This is a genomic window from Sphingomonas sp. RB1R13 (genome assembly GCF_036663775.1).
Taxonomy (GTDB): Bacteria; Pseudomonadota; Alphaproteobacteria; order Sphingomonadales; family Sphingomonadaceae; genus Sphingomicrobium.
In genome coordinates this window covers 514,576-536,192 of sequence record NZ_JAXOJM010000002.1, presented here as the reverse complement: position 1 = coordinate 536,192, position 21,617 = coordinate 514,576, and the positions used below count along the sequence as shown (strand labels likewise).

Here is a 21,617-nt window from a genome sequence, read left to right as displayed (position 1 = left end):
TTGATCCCGTACACAAGACATTCAAGTGAGACGTCGTGAACCGTAACATGCCCGTATCGCCCGATGGGAAATGGATCGTTCCCCACGAGGGGACCGAACGCTCGCCTTCGTTCGAGAATGTGAATACGGACAGTGACGGGGGCAACGGGCTCGACCTCGCGGCGATTACGCGCGCGCTGTATCACTGGCGCTGGCTGGTGGCCGGCGCAACCGTGGTCGGGATCGTCTTGGGGATCGTCGCGACGATGCTGACGACTCCGCTGTATCGCGCGACGGTCACGATGGAGGTAAATCCGCCGACGGTGCAGATTACCGACAGCAAGGATTCGCCCCAGACTGTACAGGGCGGTAATGGCACCGACATGCTCGCGACGCAGATCGGCTTGTTGAAGAGCCGCGCGATCGCCGAGCGCGCGGCGCGCGACCTTGGCCTTGCGGGCAACAAGGATGTGGTCGGGACCGGCGGCGACGCCAATGACCGGCTGAAGCGCGCGACCGATGTCGTGGCGTCGGGGATCAAGGTCAGCACGCCCGAAACCGGCGAACTCATCGACTTCAGCTACACTTCGCGATCCCCGCAACTGGCGGCTGCAGTTGCCAACCAGATTGCCGACAGCTTCATCAGCAGCGGACTCCAGCGGCGCTATGACGCCTCTTCCTATGCACGAAAATTCCTCAGCCAGCAGATCGCCAAGACCCGCGGCGACCTGGAAAAATCCGAGCGAGACCTGGTTGCCTATGCCCAGTCCGAAGGCATCATCAACACCGGTGGCGCCGGTAAGAACGGGGGATCGACCGGGGACGTCAATTCGCTGCAGGGCGAATCGCTGGTCGCGATCAATTCGGCGCTGGGTGCGGCCACGGCCAAGCGGATGGAGGCTGAAAGCGCCTATCGCCAAGGAACCTCCGTCGGCGCGACGTCTGACGTCACCTCGAGCACGTCGGGCCTCCGTGGAAGTCGTGCCGGGCTTCAGGCGGAATATCAGCAGAAGCGCACGCTGATGAAGCCCGACCACCCCGACATGCTGAGCCTGCAGGCGCAGATCAACGAGATTGATCGCCAGATCGCCCGCGAATCGTCGCAAGTGTCGTCGAGCCGCAGCAATACGCTTCTCGGTGAATATCGCAGCGCTGCCGCCGCCGAGCGCGCGCTCCAGTCCAAAGTATCTTCGCTCAAGGGATCGGTGCTCAACCTGCGCGGGCGCAGCATCCAGTATAATATTCTCCAGCGCGAGGCCGACACCAATCGGAGCCTCTATGATGCGCTTCTCCAGCGCTACAAGGAGGTTGGTGTCGCCGCCGGGATCGGTTCGTCGCCAGTGTCGATCGTCGATCATGCCGAAGTTCCCGGTGGACCGTTCAAGCCTAACCTGCTCAAGAACCTGGCGATCGGCCTGATCATCGGATTGCTGGCCGGCATCGGCGCGGCAATTGCGCTCGAGACGCTCTATGACACCGTCAAGACGCGCGAGGATGTCCGCGTGAAGCTCAACATGGCGTGTCTGGGCGCGATTCCGAAGATCGACAGCAAGGAATTCGCCAACAGCCTTAAAAACCAGCGGTCGGAAATTAGCGAGGCCTATGCTTCGGTGCTTACCTCGCTTCGGTTCAGCACCGAAGAAGGGCTACCGCGCACGATGATGGTCACCAGCACAAGGCCGAGCGAAGGCAAGTCGTCGACCAGCCTTGCGCTTGCGCAAATTCTCGCGCGGCTCGGCTATCGTGTGCTGCTGATCGACGCCGACTTGCGCAAGCCAGTGTTCAAGGCGGCGAGCGACGATGTCGGTCTGACGTTTTTGCTGACCGGGGAATCACGCAACGCGGCCGACCATATTTCGGAAACGCAGTTCGAAAACCTCCACCTCCTGCCCGCCGGACCGATTCCGCCGAACCCAGCCGACCTCTTGTCGTCGCGCCGGGCGGCAGCGCTGCTGCGCGAGCTGGAAACGCGCTATGACATGGTCGTGGTCGACTCCCCGCCAGTGATGGGGCTGGCCGATGCGCTGCTGCTCGCGTCAATTGCCAACAACGTGCTGTTCGCGATCGAGAGCGGCAAGACACGGACGGCGGGCGCGCTCGAGTCGCTGGCGATGCTGCGCAATACCGGTGCGCATGTGCTCGGCGCGGTGTTGACCAAGGCAACCGGTGACATGGGTCGCTATGGCTATTATGGTTATAAGGAAAAGCAGGCCACGATCGAGGAACGGGCGGTCCGCGAGATCATGATGTTCCCAAGCGCGGCCGATGCCGATGCCAACGCCGACCTTCCCGCCTGACCGGTCGGAGCAGATCGTGAACAAGGGTCAGGCGTTCGCGCTTGCCGGACTGGTCTTAGTCGGTCTGGTCGTCATCCGTGACGCCGTGGTCAGGGCAAGCATGCCCGACCGCCCGGCGCAGGCGCTGTTGGCGTGGCCGGGACATCCCGACGCGCTTATCGCCGAGCGCATGACGGCGATTGGGCAGGCGGCCGCAGCGAAGCGCCCGGTCGACGATGCCCTGACCGACCCGGTAATCGAGGCGGTGCGGCGCTCGCCGCTGCGGATCGAACCGTTCCTTGTGGCGGCGGTTAAGGCTCAGACATCGGGCCATGAAGCGGCCGCAGGGCCGTTGCTGGTCGCCGCCGCAGACCGCGATCCGCGCGCCACTGCGCCGCACCTATTTCTGTCGGCGCATTATCAGACAGTCGGACAGCCCACGCAAAGCCTGACCGAACTTGGCCGGCTGATCCATCTCGTGCCGAACAGCGCCGGCGCACTGGCGCCGAAAATCGCCGAGGTCGTCAAGCAGGCGGGTGGGCCGGGGATGGTCCGCGCGCTGGTCGCCCAGAACCCCGAACTGCGCGACAATGTGATGCGCGCGCTGTCGACCGACGCCGCCAATCTCGATTATGTGATGGGCCTGCGAACACCGCAAAGCTCGAAGGACTGGGTGCCGGTGATGACGGCGAGCCTGGTCGGCGCGGGCCAATATGATCGCGCGTTCGCCTTGTGGGCCTCGGCGCATGGAGTTGCCCTTGCCAACCGGCCGCTGATATTCGATCCCGGCTTCAGGCTGGAATTGCCGCCGCCCTTTGGCTGGACGGTCGGTATTGGGACGGCGGGCGAGGCCGTTGCCGACCCGGCGGGAGGTCTTCACCTTACCTCCTACGGCGGGGACGCGGTGGGCATATTGTCCCAGACCGCGCTGCTCGCGCCGGGGGCCTATGTGTTCGCGCAGAAGGTGTCGCCCGGCAGCGGCGATCCGGCGGTCCTGAGCTGGCAGTTCACCTGCCTTGGCACACAGCGCAAGATTGGCTCGGTCGCGATCGGGCGAGGCGGGGCACTGGGGCGGATCGAAGTGCCTGGCGATTGCCGCGCGCAGCAGGTCGCGCTCGTCTCTACCCCGGGCGAAATGCCCGAGACGCTTGATGTAACGCTGTCGCCGATCGACCTGAGGCGTGTTCCTTGAAAGATAAAAAATGGTCATGAGCGGCGGAAAACTGCGCGCGCTGGTCGCCCCCGCCTATCTTTTGGCGTGCCTGCTGCTTGGCGGGAGTACCCAGACGGTGTGGCTCGGCCTGATCCTGCAGCTGGCCGCACTGGCGATTCTTGCCTGGGGAGTGGTCGAGTGGCAGCAGCGGCCACTCGGCGTGGAAGTGCGCCAATTGCTGTGGTTCGCCGGGGCGATGGTGGTGCTGGTCGCGATCCACCTTGTGCCATTGCCGCCGGCACTGTGGAATGCCTTGCCGGGACGCGAGCCGGTAGCCGACGGACTGAAACTATTGGGACTGCAGCCGGGGTGGCAGCCCTTGTCGCTGGCGCCCTATGACACGATTACTGCGGGGCGGGCATTGCTGCCGCCGCTCGCGCTGCTCGTCGCGATCCTGTGGCTGCGTGCCTACACACGGACCGGGCTAGCGGTGGCGCTGCTGATCGGCGCGGTGCTCGGCCTGGGGCTCGGCCTGCTCCAGACGAGCGGGGCGAATTCGACCGGGCGTTTTTACCTCCAGCCCGAATACGACCTCAACGGCGCGAGCGGATTTTTTGCCAATCCCAATTTCATGGCGACCTTGCTGCTGGCCAATTTGCCGTTCCTGGCGGCGCTGCTTCGATCGCGGTTGAACGAATCGGCGCGATCGGCCCAGCGGCGCCAGGCGGCTCTGGTGATTTCGGTGGCCGGTATCCTGCTGGTCCTTGTCGGGCTGTTGCTCAACAAGTCGCTGGCCGGGCTTGGACTGGCGATCCCGGTGGTGCTGCTGAGCGCACTGATCGTGGTCAAGCCGCCCAAGTGGCTTGGCGTCGGGATTGGCGCGGGCGCGCTGGTCGCGTGTCTCGCCTTCGTCACGCTACTCGCGGTGCCGCTTGACGGTCGACAGGTCGATCATGACACGGCGGTGTCGCTGTCGACCCGGCAGACCTTCCTGACGACCGGAATGGCGGTCGCGCGCGATTATCTGCCGGTCGGATCGGGTATAGGCAGCTTCGAGCGCGTCTATCGGATGAAGGAAAACCCCCAGGCGATCGACCCGACCATCTTCGTCAATCATGCCCATGACGATTATCTCGAACTGCTGATCGAGACCGGGATCCCGGGGATGCTGTTGGTGGTCGCCTTCCTCGGCTGGTTCGGAATGATGTGCGTGTCGTTGTGGCGCGGCGCCGGCCGCGATCCGTTCGCGGTTGCAGGTGCGATCGCCGCGGGGATGATCATGGTCCACAGCCTGGTCGATTTTCCGCTGCGGACCAGCGCCATTGCGGCAAGTTTCGCCATGGCGCTGTCGATGCTGGTCCAACCCAGACGATCGGCCAACAGCGAAAAACAGCTCCGCCCGACCCGCCACGTGGTGGTTTAATCGTCGAACCTGAAGGCGCGTCGTCTGAGCGGCGCGCGCAACTGCCGGGCAAATTCGGCGAGGCCATCGCCAACGCGCGGGGTGAGCATAAGTTGGGTCAGGTGGATGGTCGCGGTGCCGAACCGGCGTGACCTAGGCTCGGGCCCGCAGAGCTGGGCCAGCGAGCGAGCAGCGAGCCAGGTCGCGACGCGATCCGAGCGCAGCGCCCGGGCGAGCGGCGCGTCTTCGGCAAGGATCGGGAACAGCCAACAGGCGAGGAGCAAGGCCTGCGCCGCCGATCGACCCGCGCCGAGCCGCTTCGCCGAGACGAGCAGCCGGCCAAGCTCGAGCTCCGACGCGCCACTGATCGTTCCGGCGAGATCGGCGATCCATTTCAGCCGGAACCAGGCGCTCGACGCGCCATGGACGCACAGATAGGCGAATTGCTCGTCGGACGGCAGGGTGGCGAGCGACGAGCCGGGCAGGATCTCGACCAGCGTGGGCTGCGCCGGAATGCCCATCGCCGGTAACAGCGCGGCATGGTCGCTCAGCCCGGTGTGAAGCTCGACCGTCATCCGCCGGTCGGCACTGGTCCAAATCGATTCCTTTGACTGTTTGTGCCAGCGGACGATGTCGTCGTCGCTGCCAGCGGGGTGAGCCGGGCGATGACCCATGTCGCGCAACACCGCGCATGCGTCGGTCAGCCGGTCAGGCGCAACGAAAATGTCGATGTCCCAAGCCATTTTCCGAAACGGGTCGCCATAAGCTAGCGCGCCGACCACCAGTCCCTTGAGGAACAGCAGGGGGATGTCGCGCGCGGCAAACGCGTCGCGCAGCTGACCGCTTAGCAAGGCGGCACGAAGGCCATGGTCGGCGGTCGTGGCGGCGGCCGCCGAAAGTTTCACCGCGATTGCCTGTGGCGCCTCGATGCCGAGCGACTTGAGCCCATGCCAAGCAAGGCCCGCGGCCCGGTGGCGGGTCACAAGCGCGAGGAAAGTCGCCCAGTCGAGCTGATGGTCGGGTCTTGCCCCAGGGGTAATCCGACTTTTGAAATTGGCGTGGCAACAGCGCGCCAGTAGGCGAAATTCGGACGACAAGGAAGGCGGCGTCCAAGCAATGATCGGAGGGGCGCGGTCCATGCCAATAGCCTAGACTTGGCCCGCTTATTTGTATTGCCTTGATTGTGGCGAGCCGCCAACGCCACAGGGATGAAAGTGATCCGACAGATACGGCATGTGGCAAGCCTGGGCTGGTCGGGCAATTTGCTGCTGGTCGAAGCAATTGCTGCATTGGCCGCCGCCGCCGCCGCGATCCGCTTCTTGTCCTTTCGGCGTGCGGTCAATTTCGGCGCGGTGCCGCTAGGCGAGCCGCGCGAAAATGCGACTGCCCTGGCCGATGAGTTGTCATGGACGGTCGGGGCGGCAGCACGGATCCTACCGTTTCGAACCGTCTGCTTCCAGCAGGGACTGGCGCTCCAGCGGATGGTGCGGCGGCGCGGAATCGATGCCCGGCTTCATTACGCCATCGGCAAGGACGAGACCGACCGGCTGGCGGCACACGTCTGGGTGTCGGCCGATGGCCGCGCGCTGATCGGCGAGCAGCACGACAATATCTTCATGACGGTTGCGACCTACCCGTGACGCCGCGCTTGTGCTGCTATCGATTGTTCGGACTGCGGGTGGCGAGCGAAATTGAGCTGCCCGAATTATTCGAGGCTGAGCCGGATGGAGAAGCGGTCGACGTGACCATCGCTCGTGGTGCGGTGGCCGCAGCGGGCCCGGGCGCAGTCGACGGCGTGGCGGTGGCCGGGAACGGCGCGACGCTGGAGGTGCCTGATGTTGCGCGCTTCCATGTCGTCGGCGGTAAGACGATCACCATCGACGCGCTGCCGGACGCTCCGGAGGCCAATGTCCGGCTGTTCCTGCTCGGCTCGGCGTCGGCGATCCTGATCTATCAGCGCGGGTTGCTCCCGCTCCACGCCAACGCGATCGAGATCGACGGCCGCGCGGTGGCGTTTCTTGGCAAGTCCGGGGCGGGGAAGTCGACGCTGGCGGCGTGGTTGAACGATCGCGGGGCGCGGATCCTGTCGGACGATGTGTGCGTGGTGGGGTTCGGGGAGGACGGACGGCCGCTGGCGATGCCCGGGCTGCCGCGTTACCGCCTGTGGCGCGACGCGCTCGAGCGGTCGGGACGCGACGCAGCCGACCATCCGCGCAGTTATTTTGGCGACGACGACTATGACAAGTTTGACGTCGCGGTGCCGGCCGCCAAGAGCGCCAATGCGCCGCTGCCGGTGGCGGCGCTTTATGTCCTTGAGCAGGGCGACGCGTTTGCGGTCGAGCCGCTGGTCGGGATAGCGGCGGCGCAGGCGCTGTTCGCGCACAGCTATCGCGGCGGCTATCTGGCGGTCATCGGCGGGCAGGAAGCCCACTGGCGGTCATGCCTGCAGCTGATCCAGGCGGTCCCGGTGTTCCTCGCGCGACGGCGGTGGGACGTGGCGGCGATAGATGAGGAAAATGCGGCGCTGCTCGATCATGTGAGGGGATTGTCGCGAATGTCGGCGCAACGCTAAACGAGCATAGAAGGGCGGTTGTCGTCGGGGTGCGAGGAGTGCTGGGCGAGGAAAAGTCCAGCCATGAGCGCCGACACGAGCTGGACGCCGTAGCGAAATTGCACTGCCGGATCACCGAGTTCGCGATCGGGCCAGCGATCGATCGCTTCCGACATGACATCGAGATCGAACAGCCGCTCGGCATTGGTGTTGCCGCGCATTTCGGCGAGCAGGTCTCGCGCCTGCACCTGGCTGACATGAAGGTGCCAGTCAGCCGACTGCAACCCGCGCACCGGCGAATCGAGAAGCTCGGCGGGCAAACGATCGGCAAGTGCGTCGCGAGCAAGGGCGCGAGACTTGCCGCGAAAGAGCAGTAATTCCGGTGGCCATCTGAGGCTGAATTCGACGAACCGGCGGTCAGCAGTAGGATCGTTTTCCTCGATCCCGTGATCGATCAGCGCCTCTTTGGCCAGAACGGCGGGGTCATCCAATCGATAAACGGCTACCCGCGTTGCGGCATAGGTTTTGGGGAACTGGCGTTCGACCGCTTCTATTCGCGCCGGATCGCGCCATCGAGGACGCAGAAATTCGTTTTCAAGATCGGTACCGAGAAACGCTTGGCGAAGTTGGGTCGCAAAGACGGTCGGAATCCACGGTTTGAAGCTGTTGAATAATACCCCGCGCATCGTCATGTCCTGACGCCTGACGCCTGCGCGTATCTCCCGGAGCAATCCGGACCAGTCGCGTCGCTGTAAATAGTCGGAAAAGGCAGCATATCCCCCGGCACTAACACTGAGATTACCATTCTGGCCGGTCAAGATATGCGCCGCCCCCAATTCGGCGGCTCGCTCGCGAATGTCGGTCCACCAGCTAATGTTGATCGGCACGAACACCGGACGATGAACTCGCCGACTGTAATCGCGAATGAAATCGAACAAATTGGGTCTTGGCGGGACGCGAATGTGCCGAATTCCGTATAGATCGGCGACGGTGGCGGCGACTCTGAATTCATCGGCTACCCTGCCTTTGACGAAGGGCGCTTCGAAATTGGCGGCCGGAACGGAAGTGAAGGCAAGGACAGCGTCAGGGTGCTTGGCAAGCCGCGCGGCCGTGGCGGTGACGGCGGAACTGTCATAGCCCGAGCTCAGATGCGTCGCGACAGGTGTCGACGAACCCATGCGGCATCGCACCGCATCGTCGAGCATGCCTCGATAGGCTTCTATCGGATCCGGAAAGTCTCTTGCAAAGTCGTCGCTGTCGGTCCGGGGGTCCCACCAATTATGGTACCGGCAGCCGGTCGCGTCGATCTCGACCATTTTCCCGATCGGAACGCAGTATATGTCCTTAAAGAAGGTCGGCAGGTCCGGACTGCCGAGGAAGAGGAGGCTATCGGCAAGAGATCGCAGGCTGGGCGGCGCCCCGCCCAACCAGCGCAGAGGGTGAGCCAGTGAGCTAAAAGCCGCGCCGCGACCGCCGAACCGGTAGAAAAGTGGGCGTTGACCTGCCGCGTCGCGAACCAGGATTAGCTTGCGCGATCCTCGATCGAAAATCGCGAAGGCGAAATCACCGACAATTAGGTTCAGCGCCTTGGCGCCGAGATGGCTCCAGGCCGCCAGGATCAATTCCGCATCCGATGGACTACCGTCCATCGCGAGCGCGCGCATGACTTCAACCCGGTTATCGAGCCGGGCGTCAGCCAATATCAGCGCTCGATCGTTACCATGGAGTGCGCGGCTGGAGCCAGATGCCGAAAAATACGCAGATTCAAACGTTTCAACGTGAGGATCTCCGGCTGCAAAACCAAGATCGATTCGCTCGCAAATCGAGCGCAAGTCCAACGAACTGTCGAAATCGACCGCACCCGTTAAAAGGGCCACGCTAGCAGTGGGGATATGTCAGCGCAGGCCCAGTTAGGATTTGTTGGTGCCGCCATCGGGACGATTATTGGCGCTGCTTTTTTCGGCAGCACCCGCCGACAGGGTCGAAAGCGTGGGCTTGTCCCAAACCTTCTTGAGCTCGGGCTTGTTCCAGACTTTCTTGGTCATACGGCGTCCTTACTCAAATGACGGCTGGATGTGACCAGCGCGATGTTCACAGGCTTGCTTGGGAGTAGTCCATTAACGAGCGATTATCAACTTCTTATCGATAAAATCGGCGAGCAATTCACGCAATTCGGCGGCGCACTTGTCCGGCGCGACGTCATATTCATCGAGCAGAACCGTTTCGAGCGCTTCAAATGATTGCGGCTGATCGAGGAGTCGCCACACCCGCTTGGCTACACCGTTGAATCCATAGCACAGGCCCGCGTCTGGCTGGAGCCCGACCAGCTCGTCGCCAAGCTCTGCCTCCATCAACAATGTCGCGCGCTCATAGATCAAGGATTCGGCTCCGTCGGGGTCGTGGCGAAAGGGGTTTTCGCAGCGCGACCATCCGCCATGTCGATGTTCCTGCTGGGCAAATCAAGCCCCGCGATGATGTCGGCGCGCTGGACATCGGCTGGCGGAGGCCCTTATAGCTCGCGTTCAGACAGGTGCCGGTGGGCAAACGTCAGGGTCGACATGCTTCCTTACTGGCTTGTGTTTTTACCATTCGCGCTGGGTTCGATTTCCCATCGATTTGAGGTCCGGCACCGGCTGGGGCCGGTGATGCTTGCCCTGTTGTGCGGCCTGACCCTGTTCGTCGGCATGCGATATCAGACCGGCGCCGACTATGACGGCTATGAGCTGATCTACAAGAACACGACGTTTTTGAGTCTGAGCAAGATGCTCGAGGCGATCGATCGCGGCTTCTACACCCTCGTCTGGGCGTTGCATCAGATCGACGTCGAGATGTGGCTGCTCAACCTCATCTGCGCGATCATCTTCATGGTCGGGCTCGGCCGGTTCGCGCGCGAAATGCCCAATCCGTGGCTGACGGTGGTCATTGCCTTGCCCTATCTGATCTTCGTTATCGCGATGAGCGGCATTCGCCAGGCGTCGGCAATCGGATTATTTTATCTGTCGATCGTTGCCTATCGCGAACGGCGCCTCGTCGCGGCGATCATGTGGCTATTTGCGGCTGCCAGTTTTCATGCCAGCGCGATCGTGATGCTTGGGGTTGCAGGCCTGTCGTTCAGTCGCAACAAATTTCAGGCTGCGTTGATCATCCTGCTCACCGCGCTCGTCGGCTATTATGTGCTGTCCTCGACTTTTGACGTCTATACCATCCGTTATGGCACGAAGCAGATTCAGTCCTCCGGAACAATTTATCGGGTGCTAATGAATTTGGCGGCGGCGATCCCTTATCTGATCCTTCGAAGGCGGTTCCCGGTCTTGGGCGAGCATGAGATCAAATTCTGGACGAACATGTCGTGGCTAGCGATCGCCTGCCTGCCCGCTGCTGCCGTGGTTACCTCGTCGACCGCGCTCGATCGCTTTGGTCTCTATCTGTTTCCGCTGCAGACCTATGCGCTCAGCTGGCTTCCGATGATGTTTTCGAAGGATGGACGCGACGCTAAGGGGTGGACGATCCTGATCGTCGGTTATTCAGCGCTGATCCTGATTGTGTTCCTAGGCTATGGCGTCAACGCTAGCTCATCGATCCCGTATCGGGTCTATCCGTTGTTCGGGGGTTAAGATCATGAAGGGCATCATTCTGGCAGGAGGGACAGGAAGTCGCCTATTCCCCGCGACAATCGCGGTCTCCAAGCAATTGCTCCCGGTCTATGACAAGCCGATGGTCTATTATCCGCTCGGCGCGCTGATGCTGGCGGGCATCCGCGATATATTGATCATCTCGACCCCGCAGGACGTGCCGCGGTTCGAGGCGCTGCTGGGCGACGGTTCAACCTATGGCATAACGCTCAGCTATGCCGAGCAAGCTGCGCCGAACGGGCTGGCCGAAGCCTTCATCATCGGCGCCTCGTTCATTGGCAGCGACCCCGTCGCGCTGATCCTAGGCGACAATATCTTTTACGGGGCCGGCCTGGCCGAACGGCTGCGCGCCGCTACCGATCAACGTTCGGGCGCCACCGTGTTCGCGTACCGGGTCGAGGATCCCGAACGCTATGGCGTGATCAGCTTCGACCTGGCCAGCGGCGCGGCGACGTCAATCGAGGAAAAGCCGACCGCCCCGAAGTCGAACTGGGCAGTTACGGGGCTTTATTTCTACGATAATCGAGTGGTCCGGATTGCTGCCGACCTTGCCCCGTCGGAGCGCGGCGAGCTCGAGATCACCGATGTCAATCGCGCCTATCTCGAGATGGGGGAATTACATGTCGTCCGCCTCGGCCGCGGCCATGCCTGGCTCGACACCGGCACCCACGAAAGCCTTCACGATGCCTCGTCATTCGTTCGCACGATCGAGCATCGTCAGGGTCTCAAGGTGATGTGCCTCGAGGAGATCGGGCTTGAGCTTGGCTATCTCACCCCCGACGACGTCCGCCGCCGCGCCGACGCGCTTGGCAAGACCGACTATGCCTCCTATCTGCGCCGCCGCGCCGACGAGGTCGCTAATGATTGAGGTCCGCGCGCTCGATATTGCCGACGTGTGCGAGATCCGCACCACGCGCTTCGCCGACGAGCGCGGCTTTTTCTCCGAAGTGTGGAACGCCTACAGCTGGGCTAATGCCGGGCTGGCGACGCAGTTCGTGCAGGAGAATCACTCGCTCTCGCGCCGCGCCGGGGTGCTCCGCGGGCTGCATTTCCAGACGCCGCCGTTCGCCCAGGAAAAGTTGGTCCGGGTCACGCGCGGGTCGATCTTCGACGTCGCGGTCGATCTTCGACGGGGCTCGGAAAGCTTTGGCAAATATGTCTCGCTTCTCGTCTCGGCGGATAGTTGGAACCAGATCCTGATCCCCGAGGGGTTTGCTCACGGCTTCCTGACGCTGGAGCCCGACACCGAGGTCCAGTATAAGGTCAGCCGGCCCTATTCGGCAGATCATGACCGGTCGATACGATTCGACGACCCGGCAATTGCGATCGACTGGCCGGTCGCGGCGGACAAATTGATCCTGTCCGACAAGGACCGCGCGGCGCCGTTGCTGGCCGACGTCGTGTCGGGCTTTTGATAAGGTAAATACGTGCAGAATATCCTCGTCACTGGCGGCGCCGGCTTCATCGGCAGCGCGGTTGTTCGCCGGCTGGTCGGACAGGGGCGGCGGGTCATCACACTCGACTGCCTGACCTATTCGGGCAACCTTGCCAGCCTTGCCAGCATCGCGGATTCTCCGCTCCATCGCTTCGTCCAGTGCGACATCAACGAGACCGACCGCATCGCCGCGCTGCTTGCGGAGGAACGGGTCGGCGGCATCATGCACCTCGCCGCCGAAAGCCATGTCGATCGATCGATCGATGGCCCCGGCGTGTTTGTCGAAACCAATGTCGTCGGCACCTTCCGCCTGCTCAACGCCGCGCTAGCCTATTGGCGGACTCTCAACGGCGAGGCGCGCGAATCTTTCCGCTTCCACCATGTGTCGACCGACGAAGTATTCGGCGACCTGCCGTTCGACCATGGCGTGTTCACCGAGACCACTCCCTATGCGCCGTCGTCGCCTTATTCGGCATCAAAAGCCGCCTCTGACCATTTCGTCCGCGCTTGGCATGAGACCTATGGCCTGCCCGTGGTGATGTCGAACTGCTCGAACAATTATGGCCCGTTTCATTTTCCCGAGAAGCTGATCCCGCTGGTCATTCTCAACGCGCTCGAGGGGAAGGAACTGCCCGTCTATGGCCACGGCGAAAATGTCCGGGACTGGTTGTTTGTCGACGATCATGCCGCCGCGCTGGAACTGGTACTGACGAAGGGCCGGGTCGGCGAAAGCTATAATGTCGGCGGCCGCGCCGAGCGCAGCAACCTTCAGGTGGTCGAGGCGATCTGCGACTTGCTCGACCAGCGCGTACCGCTGCTCTCTAGCGAAGCGCGGCGCTCGCAAATCCGCTTTGTTGCCGATCGCCCGGGGCACGACCGCCGCTATGCTATCGATCCGATGAAGATCGAGCGCGAGCTGGGGTGGCGAGCGAGCGAGAGTTTCGACAGCGGGCTAGCCGCGACGATCGACTGGTATCTTGCCAACCAATGGTGGTGGCAGCCAATCCGCGAGGGCAGCTATGCCGGGGCGCGACTGGGAATCGCCAAGTGAAGCTTCTCGTGACCGGCCGCACCGGCCAAGTTGCGACCAGCCTCGTCGAGCGGGCGCAGTGTTTCCCCATGGTCGAACTGCTAACCGCCGGTCGGCCCGACCTCGACCTCGCCATTCTGGGCAGCGCCAAAGCGCTGATCGACGCGGTCCGCCCCGATTTCGTGATCAATACCGCCGCCTACACGGCGGTCGACGCCGCCGAGGACTCCCCCGACGAGGCGTATCGCATCAACGCCGATGCCGCGGGCGAGATCGCCGCCGCCTGTGCGTCGACGGGCGCTCGGCTGATCCATCTGTCGACCGATTATGTCTTCGACGGCACGTCGGACAGGCCGTATCGCGAAGATGACCCGGTTGCCCCGCTCAGCGTCTATGGCAAATCAAAACTGGCGGGAGAGGTCGCCGTCCGCCTTGCCTTGCCGGGAGCGACGATCGTGCGCACGGCGTGGATCTACAGCCCGTTCGGTCATAACTTCGTCCGCACCATGGTCCGCCTTGCGGGCGAACGCGACGAGGTCAGTGTGGTCGACGACCAGCATGGCAACCCGACCTCGGCGCTCGACCTCGCCGATGCCATTCTCGCGCTCGCGGCGCGGTGGAGCAGCGGCGATGCAGGAGGTGAGGGCGAAATCTATCATCTCGCGGGCCCCGACGCGATCAGCTGGGCCGAACTTTCTGCCAAGGTCATGGAACGGCTCCGCGCGCTCGGGCAGCCCGTCGCCACAGTCCGCCCAATCCCTAGCGCCGACTGGCCGACCAAGGCACCGCGACCGCGCAATTCCACTCTCGACACGGCCAAATATCTTCGCGACGGGGGCAGCGCCATGCACAGTTTCGATGCTTCGCTGGAGCAGGTCATCCGCCGACTCGTCGCCGCCTGATGCGGATCTTCGCCTTCTAACTTTGCCAATGCACGATACTACGGCTTCAGGAGTAATTATTTGACCAACTCTGCGGATCAGCATGAGGCAAACATCGATCGAAAAACCGTTGATGGCTTCGGTGCCGAATGGGCCGCCTTTGATCAAACCGCTTTGTCGGAGGCTGAACATAGCGCCCTTTTCGAAGCCTATTTTTCGATTTTCCCGATCGAAAAACTCCCGAGCAATGCTGAAGGATTTGATCTGGGCTGTGGATCGGGAAGATGGGCGGCTGGAATGGTCGACAAAGTCGGTACGCTTCATTGCATCGACCCGTCGCCCGAGGCGCTTGCGGTGGCTAGACGGCGGCTAGATGGGTATCCAGCAGCAAGATTTCATGTTGCTTCAGCTGATCTGATACCATTGCCCGACGGCAGTCAGGATTTCGGCTATTCGCTGGGCGTGCTGCATCATATACCTGATACAGCCAAAGCGCTTCGTGACTGTGTCAGTAAACTGAAAGTCGGGGCACCTTTTCTTCTGTATATCTATTATGCGCTCGATGGAAAACCAACTTGGTTCAAGGCATTATGGCGAGCAAGTGACAGCATTCGAAAGCTTATATCCCGTGCTCCGTTTGGGATTCGTAAGCTACTCACAAACTTTATTGCGGGCATTGTTTATTGGCCTCTTGCACGTACCGCGCTTCTCGCCGAGCGAGCAGGGTACGACACTTCGAATTTTCCGTTAAACTATTATCGCAAACACAGCTTCTACACGATGCGGACCGACGCGCTCGATCGGTTTGGCACGCGTCTGGAGCAGCGCTTCACGCGTGAGCAGATATCGACGATGATGACTGAAGCGGGTTTGAGCGAGATCGCCTTCCGGGAAGATACGCCGTTTTGGGTGGCCTGCGGCATAAAGGTAGCCTGATCCAATGCGCGTGCTTGCCTTGCCGAAATATGGTCGCCTTGCAGCTAGCACCCGGCAGCGCTTCGTCGCGTTCGAACCGGCGCTGAATAAGGCTGGGTTTGAAATTGATTACGCGCCTTTGCTTGACGACTCCCATCTTCGCCGCTTGGTCGCGGGGCGTCGTGCGCATCCCGCGAACATATTGCGATCATACTCACGGCGCGTGTTGGATCTTGTAACAGCGCGCCGTTATGACATTCTGTGGGTGCATTGCGAGCTTTTCCCTTATCTCCCTGCAGGATTTGAACTACTCGGTTGCTTTTGGCAGCGACCCATCATCTACGATTTCGACGATGCGATCTTCCACATGTACGATCGCGCCGAACGTCCTTGGATCCGACGCCTGCTCGGCAGGAAACTCGAATCTTTGCTCCGAAGGTCGCGGGCCTGTTGCTGCGGGAACCCTTATCTCCGTTCGTATGCTCAACAGTTCTGCCCAGAAAGCATCGTTATCCCGACAGTGGTCGATACCGATGCCTACGTCCCGACGCCCCGGACGAACCAAGGCCCGCTGACGATTGGGTGGATCGGCTCGCCCTCGACCTGGCCCAATGTCCGCCCGCTACTGCCGCTGCTCCAGCGAATGTGTGACCGACATGGCGTGCGCGTCCGCGCGGTCGGGGCGGGGGCCGAGGCCGAGCGCGACCGGTTCGATGGGCTGGACCTCGTTACGTGGAGCGAGGCAAGCGAGATCAGCGACGTCCAGGCGATGGACATCGGCATCATGCCGCTGCTCGACCTGCCGTTCCAGCGCGGTAAAAGCGGTTACAAGCTGATCCAATATATGGCGTGCGGCCTGCCGGTCGTCGCCTCACCGGTCGGCGTCAACAGCGAGATTGTCGATCCCGCCAACGGCTTGCTGGCAACCAGCGAGGTCGAGTGGGAGGCCGCCCTCGAACGATTGATCGCCGACCCGGCGCTTCGCTCGTCAATGGGCGCCGCCGGGCGCGGCCGAGCGGTCGATGCCTATTCGCTGGCATCACAGGCGCCCCGGCTGGTGGAGCTATTTCAAGCGATCGCGGGCCGAGCCAATCTTGCCGATGGTGCCTAATCCCAGAGCCTTTACTAGTGAACTGCGTATGGCCGCTGGCGAGAAACGCTCGGCGACGAGGTAACACCCGGCTTCGCCCATCGTGGCGGCACGGTCCGGATCGCCAAGCAGCCCAGCCATCGCCTCGGCCATGGCCGCGGTGTCGCCGACCGGGACCAGCAGCCCGGTAACCCCGTCCTCGACAATTTCCTCCGGGCCTCCGCAGCGGGTGGCAATCACCGCGAGCCCGTTGGCGCTGGCTTCGACACAGGTCAGCGAAAAGCTTTCGGAGTGCGAGAAGTTGAGCGCCATCCCCGCCCGCCCGCGCGCATCAGCAAGGTCGGACAGGAACGGCCCGAACAGGATCCGCTCGGTACCCGGACCCGCTGCTGCCTGGCATCGGAGCCCCGCGAGATAGTCGCGGTTCTTCCCCAGCCCCATGTCGCCGCCGTGGAAGACCAGCGTGGCAGAGGGAAAGCGGTCGGCAATCAGCTGGAAGGCAGAGATCGCCTCCTGCTGACCTTTGCCGAAAATATAATTGCCGACAAATAGCATTGACTGAGGGTCGCGATTTGCCTCGGTTACGGCACGGAGTAGTGACGAGTCGTAGATCAGTTTTGTCTTCACTGAAGGGGGCAAGCAAGCACTAATGTACTTCGAGACGCTGACCATCAAGTTCGAAAATCGTTGCGCGGCGAAAAGCCAGATTTTTCCGGCTAGGCCATAGCGGCGTGGATCGATCCTTACCCAGGTAACGATCCGCCCGCGAAAGCCGAACAATCGCGTCAGTAGCCCCGGCAGCAGGTAGAAATCATTAATCTGGAGCCGCTCGCAGTCCAGCTCGCGCAGCCGCCTGGCGAGCATCCGCGCCGACGCGAGGCTGGCGAACGGATAGCCGAGCACGCCACCCAGCGACCGCTTCAACTCGGGCAGCCTGACGCGTTCGACCGCCTCGAAATCGCTGGCGGCGGCGTGGATCGCGTGGCTCTGGATCGGAAGGAACAGGACGAAGCGGGCGTCGTCGCGAAGCATACGGGCTTGGCCGCGAGCGCTGTTAAGCGCACCTGTGACATCGACCGAGCCATCGAGGATGGCCACCAGAGGCAAGTCTTTAGGCAATGCTTCAAGCAACTCGGGAGCTCCGTTGGGTTGGCCTTGCTTCGTCTCCCGCCAGATGACAAGCTCGCCGCCAATGGCTCGAAGCTCGAAGATCCTGCTCCTGATCCCCAACCTGAATTTTGGCGGCGCCCAGCACGTGTTCAATCAGCGCAGCGTCGCTCTGGCAGAGCATTAGGAGGTCCGCGCGGCGGAATTCAGCCTGCTCGAAGACACGCGGGTGCCCACGCGGCAGCACAAGCGATATCGCCACCTGCTCGGCGAGCAATTCCGCCAGCCGTGCGACGATACCAGCGCCTTGGTCACCGAAACCGTAACGAGCACCGATCGGGCGTTACTCATTACCAACCATTTTCAACAGCAAAGCCTCCCACTTCGTCGCTGCCTGTGATGCGTCGAGCTGGCGCAAGCGATCAAGCTGGCGGCTCGTTTGGTCGACTGACCGGCGGTCATTGTGTAGTCGATCAAGCAGAACCTCCTCCCACATTCTGGCAAACTCTGGCCGGTCCATCCGCGGCATCAGCGTGCCGAGTCCGGTCTCCTCGGGGACGAGCGTGGCGAACGGGCGGTTCAAAGGATCGGCGGGTAGGCCGAGTACCTCGCGCGCACCCCACGGGGCGTCGACAGCCAGAATCGGTACACCGGTGGCCAGCGCTTCAGCCAGCGTATTGGGAAAACCGTCAGTCATCGAAGCCAAAACGAATACCCGCCCAAGCCGATAATAACGATAGGGGTCGGGCCGGAAGCCGAGGAAAATGACATCGAATTGCGAAAGTTCGTCAGCTATTCCGTCGGCGACCAACAGGTTGAGGCCGCAGGCCTGCTCTACCAACATCTTCATTGCAGGGCCGTCACCGACAAGTAGCAATTTCGCATTCGGCTCGCTCCGTTTCACCGCAGCGAACCGCGCGATTAGATGCTGAAAACCTTTGTCCGGCGCTATTCGACCGGCACCGACAATCAACGGAAATTGCGCAAGCGCCTCCACTTCAGTTTCGACTGGGGTGCAGGCGGTTCCCACCAGCTTTGCGGCATTCACATAGCCGCTTACAGTCTTGAATTTCGCCGGTATGTTGATACCCCGCGCACCCGAAATTTCGCGGGTCAGGCTTTCGCTGACGGAGACTACGAGGTCGGATCTTCGCACGATCAGCGGGTCAATGGTCGAGACGTACGCCCACCGCGAGCAGGCCGGCTGACTCAGATCGTAGCGCCGCGTGCCGCGCACCGACACAACCACCTTGTCACGGCGCCGGGTCAGTACATTGAGCAGGTTGGGGCCCGTAAGAAAGCTTACGGTTACGTCGGGCCGGAATGCATCTTTAATCATTCGAAGTCGCGTAAGCCGCCGCCGCCACCGAGCGATCCGACCGGAGCCGCCTCTTTCATCGAGAAAGTGGATAGGCAACGCCACAGGTTGCTCTTCCTGCGCGTAAGTTCCAGTCGCATAATGGCGCTGGTAGAGCACAATTTCGACCTCGTGCCTCTTCGCCAGCTCAGCGGCAAGCCCGAGAAAGGCTCGCTCAGCTCCGCCGTAGCCAAGTTCGGTAATGAGCATCAGGATCTTCATCGGAGGCAGTAACGCCATGTTGTTCCGTGCGGAGATTCGCTCAAGCAACCGCGCCGATTACCAGTGGAGAGGCATCGGAGTCGGTTTCGGTTTTGCCCAAGGTCGAGTCCCGCCACGACTGGAACATCAGGATCGGCCACAAAGCGGTGGAGTAATCCCGCCTTCCGCTGAGGTGAGTTTGCCATTGCGCTTGGATCACGGCCGGGTTGAAGTGCCCGCCCTCCGCTAGGCGTTTGCTATCAAATCCTGCTTCCGCCCAATCGCGTAGTGGCCCTCGTAGCCACTGACCCAGCGGGATGGCGAAACCGGCCTTGGGTCGATCAAGAAGGTGCCGTGGGACATAGGAATAAAGGAGCCGCCGCAGCAAATGTTTACCACCATCGGGACGGATCTTCATAGAGACTGGCGTTCGGAGAGCGAATTCTACCACCCTATAGTCAAGGAACGGCGCTCGAGTCTCAAGCCCCACCGCCATCGACGCCCGGTCGACCTTGCACAAAATATCGTCGGGAAGATAGTCAAGCAAATCCCATGCCATCATCTGCGCGACATCTCCAACGCCGTCTATACGCTCTTGCTGCGCATGTTGGAACGGGAAAGCTACTTTTGCCACTGGATTGGCGCTTTGGGACCATTGGGATAGCAACAACGGATAGAGCGCTTCGAGGTTACCGCCAGCCTCGATCAGGCTAGCCAGTTTCTGCGCTTTGTGGCCCGGCTGCGGAAAGCGTCGATCCAGGCCGGTCAAGCGTCCGAGCCAATCGACGCGGTCGCTTCCAATGAGTTTCAAGGTCCCGCTCATAGCTTTACGAACCCCGGGAGGAATTCGCGCCAATGCACGGTGGCTCCGGTTGAACGCTAAATAGCGGCCGTAGCCGCCGAAGAGTTCGTCGCCGCCGTCGCCGGACAAAGCGACGGTGACCTGCTCCCTCGCCAGCTTGCTCAGAAGGAACGTCGGGATTTGAGATGAGTCAGCGAACGGCTCGTCATAGATTTCGGCCAAGCGCGGAATGACGGCCAAGGTGTCGCTTGCGCTAACGCGCACTTCATGGTGGTCGGTGCCAAGGTAAGAGGCAACTGCCTGAGCATAAGGCGATTCGTCGAAGCCTGCCTCGTCGAAACCGATGGTGAAGGTCTTAACACTTGATGTGCTGTGCGCCTTTTGCAGCGCCGCAATCATGGATGAATCATAGCCACCCGATAGGAACGTCCCGACAGGCACATCTGCGACCGACTGGCGAGTAACCGACTTGATCAGCAGTTCCTCGAGCTTGCGAATCGCTTCCTCCTCGTCGATGAGAAGATTGGAGGCAGCTTCGGTAGCAAGCGCCGATAATGACCAGAAACGCTCGATTGTAAGATGCTCGAACTGGCCCGGTAATCCGGTGAAAGTCGACGACGTGGCTTCGCGGGCGCCGGCCGACATTTGAAGGATTGCGCCGGGGACGAGCTTGAATACCCCGCGGTAGATCGACTGGGGCGCGGGAACATAAGCACTACGAACTAGGCAATCCAGAGAGCCGGAATCGACTGCATTGTTGAACCCCGGCACCAACCGAAGGGCTTTAAGTTCGGATGCGAAGGCGAATTGACGGCCAACCCACCCATAGTAAAGAGGCTTCTCGCCCATCCGGTCGCGCGCGAGTGACAACGTCCTGTTCTCGCGGTCCCATAGTCCCAAGGCGAACATGCCTACCGACCGTTCTAGAGCGGCGGGCAGCCCCCATTGCTCGATCGCCGCAAGGATAGTCTCGGTGTCTGAATGGCCACGCCACTCTATGTGCCCTTTGGCTTCGAGCGCGCAACGAATGTCCAAGTGGTTGTAGATTTCGCCATTGTATGTCAGCACGTAGCGACCGGATGAAGAGATCATCGGCTGGTGGCCCGCCGCCGAAATGTCTATGACCGATAGTCGTCGATGGCCAAAGCCGAGCCCGGCATCAGTATCTATCCAAGTGCCGCGGTCGTTGGGTCCGCGGTGCGCAAGGCTGTCAGCCATACGCGAGATCAAGCGATCGCTGAGCCCGCGCTTCGTCCAAATCCCGGCGATTCCACACATCAGTCGAGGCCTTCTTGCACTTCCGCTCCCTAGCCGATTCGAGCGCCGGGGCAATATAGGCGGCCATATGGCTCGACGTCCCCCAGGTAAACGCATTAGAGACAGCCCGCATCAGTTGTTGGAATTGCTCGTACTGCCTTCCGCTTGAAGACCCTGAATGTGGAGTAATCGTCCTCGGGTTCGAACCGTCGGTGTCAATGAACCCGTCTAAATCGAGCGCCACGTCCCGCGCAACAATCGCGCGAGCCGCCTTAGCGTGTCGTACACCGGAAGCAGCGGCTTTGAGGGCGGAGACGAGGCACTGGCCAACGAGGACGTCAGGTTGAGCGGGAGCGGCGTCGAGGGCACGTGCTGGATATGCACAGAGACTGAGTGAGTTATGCCGTGTAGTCGGTTGCCCACACTCGTTGAAAGTGATAATGAACGGGGCGGAAGCCATTGAACGAGTCTGCGCCGACACCGATAAGCCGCGCTCCACACGCTGCGGCGGGAACGCAGCTCGGACGTCGTCTTCTGCACTTAGCGTAG

The 21,617-nt window shown here is 61.8% G+C and carries 19 protein-coding genes; 13 read left to right on the top strand and 6 right to left on the bottom strand.

The window, feature by feature from the left end:
- The first annotated feature begins 35 nt into the window (after positions 1–35).
- Genes U1700_RS08795 through U1700_RS08785 form a run of 3 tightly spaced genes read left to right on the top strand, consistent with a single transcriptional unit; the run spans position 36 to position 4,831 of the window.
- Complete coding sequence (locus U1700_RS08795; RefSeq protein ID WP_332751995.1) at positions 36–2,276, top strand: GumC family protein; 2,241 nt, start codon at positions 36–38, stop codon at positions 2,274–2,276.
- Complete coding sequence (locus tag U1700_RS08790) at positions 2,245–3,447, top strand: hypothetical protein (protein ID WP_332751993.1); 1,203 nt, start codon at positions 2,245–2,247, stop codon at positions 3,445–3,447. Before U1700_RS08795 ends, U1700_RS08790 begins: the two co-directional genes overlap by 32 nt.
- A gap of 16 nt (positions 3,448–3,463) precedes the next feature.
- Positions 3,464–4,831 (top strand): O-antigen ligase family protein, encoded by a 1,368-nt coding sequence (locus U1700_RS08785; RefSeq protein WP_332751992.1) that lies wholly within the window; start codon positions 3,464–3,466, stop codon positions 4,829–4,831.
- Here the strand turns inward: U1700_RS08785 and U1700_RS08780 are convergent.
- The gene (locus U1700_RS08780; RefSeq protein ID WP_332751990.1) at positions 4,828–5,949 is read right to left on the bottom strand and encodes a nucleotidyltransferase domain-containing protein; all 1,122 of its coding nucleotides are present in this window, start codon (positions 5,947–5,949) and stop codon (positions 4,828–4,830) included. The two genes, U1700_RS08785 and U1700_RS08780, sit on opposite strands and share 4 nt — an antisense overlap.
- A gap of 69 nt (positions 5,950–6,018) precedes the next feature.
- On the opposite strand from U1700_RS08780, the gene U1700_RS08775 reads away from it, so the two are divergent.
- A complete protein-coding gene (locus U1700_RS08775; RefSeq protein ID WP_332751988.1) occupies positions 6,019–6,450 on the top strand; it encodes a lasso peptide biosynthesis B2 protein in 432 nt (143 codons plus the stop codon).
- 38 nt (positions 6,451–6,488) lie between these two features.
- A complete protein-coding gene (locus U1700_RS08770; protein ID WP_332751986.1) occupies positions 6,489–7,382 on the top strand; it encodes a hypothetical protein in 894 nt (297 codons plus the stop codon).
- Here the strand turns inward: U1700_RS08770 and U1700_RS08765 are convergent.
- Together U1700_RS08765 and U1700_RS08760 are read right to left on the bottom strand one after the other, a co-directional pair.
- Complete coding sequence (locus U1700_RS08765; RefSeq protein ID WP_332751984.1) at positions 7,379–9,238, bottom strand: asparagine synthetase B family protein; 1,860 nt, start codon at positions 9,236–9,238, stop codon at positions 7,379–7,381. The genes U1700_RS08770 and U1700_RS08765 overlap by 4 nt on opposite strands.
- A 33-nt stretch (positions 9,239–9,271) precedes the next feature.
- Positions 9,272–9,406 carry a hypothetical protein gene (locus U1700_RS08760; RefSeq protein ID WP_332751982.1) on the bottom strand — a complete coding sequence of 45 codons (135 nt, stop codon included), beginning with the start codon at positions 9,404–9,406 and terminating at the stop codon, positions 9,272–9,274.
- A gap of 30 nt (positions 9,407–9,436) precedes the next feature.
- Between U1700_RS08760 and U1700_RS08755 the strand changes: the two genes are divergently transcribed.
- The 8 genes from U1700_RS08755 (at position 9,437) to U1700_RS08720 (ending at position 16,365) form a co-directional block, all read left to right on the top strand.
- Entirely contained in the window at positions 9,437–9,601 is a 165-nt protein-coding gene (locus tag U1700_RS08755; protein WP_332751981.1) for a hypothetical protein, read from the top strand.
- Positions 9,602–10,975, top strand: a complete 1,374-nt coding sequence (locus tag U1700_RS08750; RefSeq protein WP_332751980.1) for an EpsG family protein — start codon at positions 9,602–9,604, stop codon at positions 10,973–10,975.
- Positions 10,976–10,979: 4 nt separating this feature from the next.
- A complete protein-coding gene (gene rfbA, locus U1700_RS08745) occupies positions 10,980–11,861 on the top strand; it encodes a glucose-1-phosphate thymidylyltransferase RfbA (protein WP_332751979.1) in 882 nt (293 codons plus the stop codon).
- Complete coding sequence (gene rfbC / locus U1700_RS08740) at positions 11,854–12,408, top strand: dTDP-4-dehydrorhamnose 3,5-epimerase (protein WP_332751977.1); 555 nt, start codon at positions 11,854–11,856, stop codon at positions 12,406–12,408. Before rfbA ends, rfbC begins: the two co-directional genes overlap by 8 nt.
- A 12-nt stretch (positions 12,409–12,420) precedes the next feature.
- Complete coding sequence (rfbB, locus tag U1700_RS08735) at positions 12,421–13,479, top strand: dTDP-glucose 4,6-dehydratase (RefSeq protein ID WP_332751976.1); 1,059 nt, start codon at positions 12,421–12,423, stop codon at positions 13,477–13,479.
- The gene (gene rfbD / locus U1700_RS08730) at positions 13,476–14,360 is read left to right on the top strand and encodes a dTDP-4-dehydrorhamnose reductase (RefSeq protein WP_332751974.1); all 885 of its coding nucleotides are present in this window, start codon (positions 13,476–13,478) and stop codon (positions 14,358–14,360) included. The genes rfbB and rfbD overlap by 4 nt, the downstream gene beginning before the upstream one ends.
- Positions 14,361–14,420: 60 nt before the next feature.
- On the top strand, positions 14,421–15,275 hold the full coding sequence (locus U1700_RS08725) for a class I SAM-dependent methyltransferase (RefSeq protein ID WP_332751972.1): 855 nt from the start codon (positions 14,421–14,423) through the stop codon (positions 15,273–15,275).
- A 499-nt stretch (positions 15,276–15,774) separates the two neighbouring features.
- On the top strand, positions 15,775–16,365 hold the full coding sequence (locus U1700_RS08720) for a glycosyltransferase family 4 protein (RefSeq protein WP_332751971.1): 591 nt from the start codon (positions 15,775–15,777) through the stop codon (positions 16,363–16,365).
- Here the strand turns inward: U1700_RS08720 and U1700_RS08715 are convergent.
- From U1700_RS08715 to asnB, 3 genes are all read right to left on the bottom strand, one after another.
- Positions 16,318–17,442 (bottom strand): glycosyltransferase family 4 protein, encoded by a 1,125-nt coding sequence (locus U1700_RS08715; RefSeq protein WP_332751970.1) that lies wholly within the window; start codon positions 17,440–17,442, stop codon positions 16,318–16,320. The two genes, U1700_RS08720 and U1700_RS08715, sit on opposite strands and share 48 nt — an antisense overlap.
- 352 nt (positions 17,443–17,794) lie before the next feature.
- A complete protein-coding gene (locus U1700_RS08710; RefSeq protein ID WP_332751969.1) occupies positions 17,795–19,030 on the bottom strand; it encodes a glycosyltransferase in 1,236 nt (411 codons plus the stop codon).
- Positions 19,031–19,070: 40 nt separating this feature from the next.
- Positions 19,071–21,089, bottom strand: coding sequence for an asparagine synthase (glutamine-hydrolyzing) (gene asnB / locus U1700_RS08705; RefSeq protein ID WP_332751968.1), 2,019 nt, complete (start codon positions 21,087–21,089; stop codon positions 19,071–19,073).
- Positions 21,090–21,617: the final 528 nt, after the last annotated feature.

What these genes read in the sequence shown, in the direction of transcription:
- U1700_RS08790 (WP_332751993.1), top strand. Translation starts at nt 2,245, where the DNA reads ATGCCGATGCCAACGCCGACCTTCCCGCCTGACCGGTCGGAGCAGATC.
- U1700_RS08785 (WP_332751992.1), top strand. Translation starts at nt 3,464, where the DNA reads ATGAGCGGCGGAAAACTGCGCGCGCTGGTCGCCCCCGCCTATCTTTTG.
- U1700_RS08780 (WP_332751990.1), bottom strand. Translation starts at nt 5,949, where the DNA reads ATGGACCGCGCCCCTCCGATCATTGCTTGGACGCCGCCTTCCTTGTCG.
- U1700_RS08775 (WP_332751988.1), top strand. Translation starts at nt 6,019, where the DNA reads ATGAAAGTGATCCGACAGATACGGCATGTGGCAAGCCTGGGCTGGTCG.
- U1700_RS08760 (WP_332751982.1), bottom strand. Translation starts at nt 9,406, where the DNA reads ATGACCAAGAAAGTCTGGAACAAGCCCGAGCTCAAGAAGGTTTGGGAC.
- rfbA (WP_332751979.1), top strand. Translation starts at nt 10,980, where the DNA reads ATGAAGGGCATCATTCTGGCAGGAGGGACAGGAAGTCGCCTATTCCCC.
- rfbC (WP_332751977.1), top strand. Translation starts at nt 11,854, where the DNA reads ATGATTGAGGTCCGCGCGCTCGATATTGCCGACGTGTGCGAGATCCGC.
- U1700_RS08710 (WP_332751969.1), bottom strand. Translation starts at nt 19,030, where the DNA reads ATGAAGATCCTGATGCTCATTACCGAACTTGGCTACGGCGGAGCTGAG.
- asnB (WP_332751968.1), bottom strand. Translation starts at nt 21,089, where the DNA reads ATGTGTGGAATCGCCGGGATTTGGACGAAGCGCGGGCTCAGCGATCGC.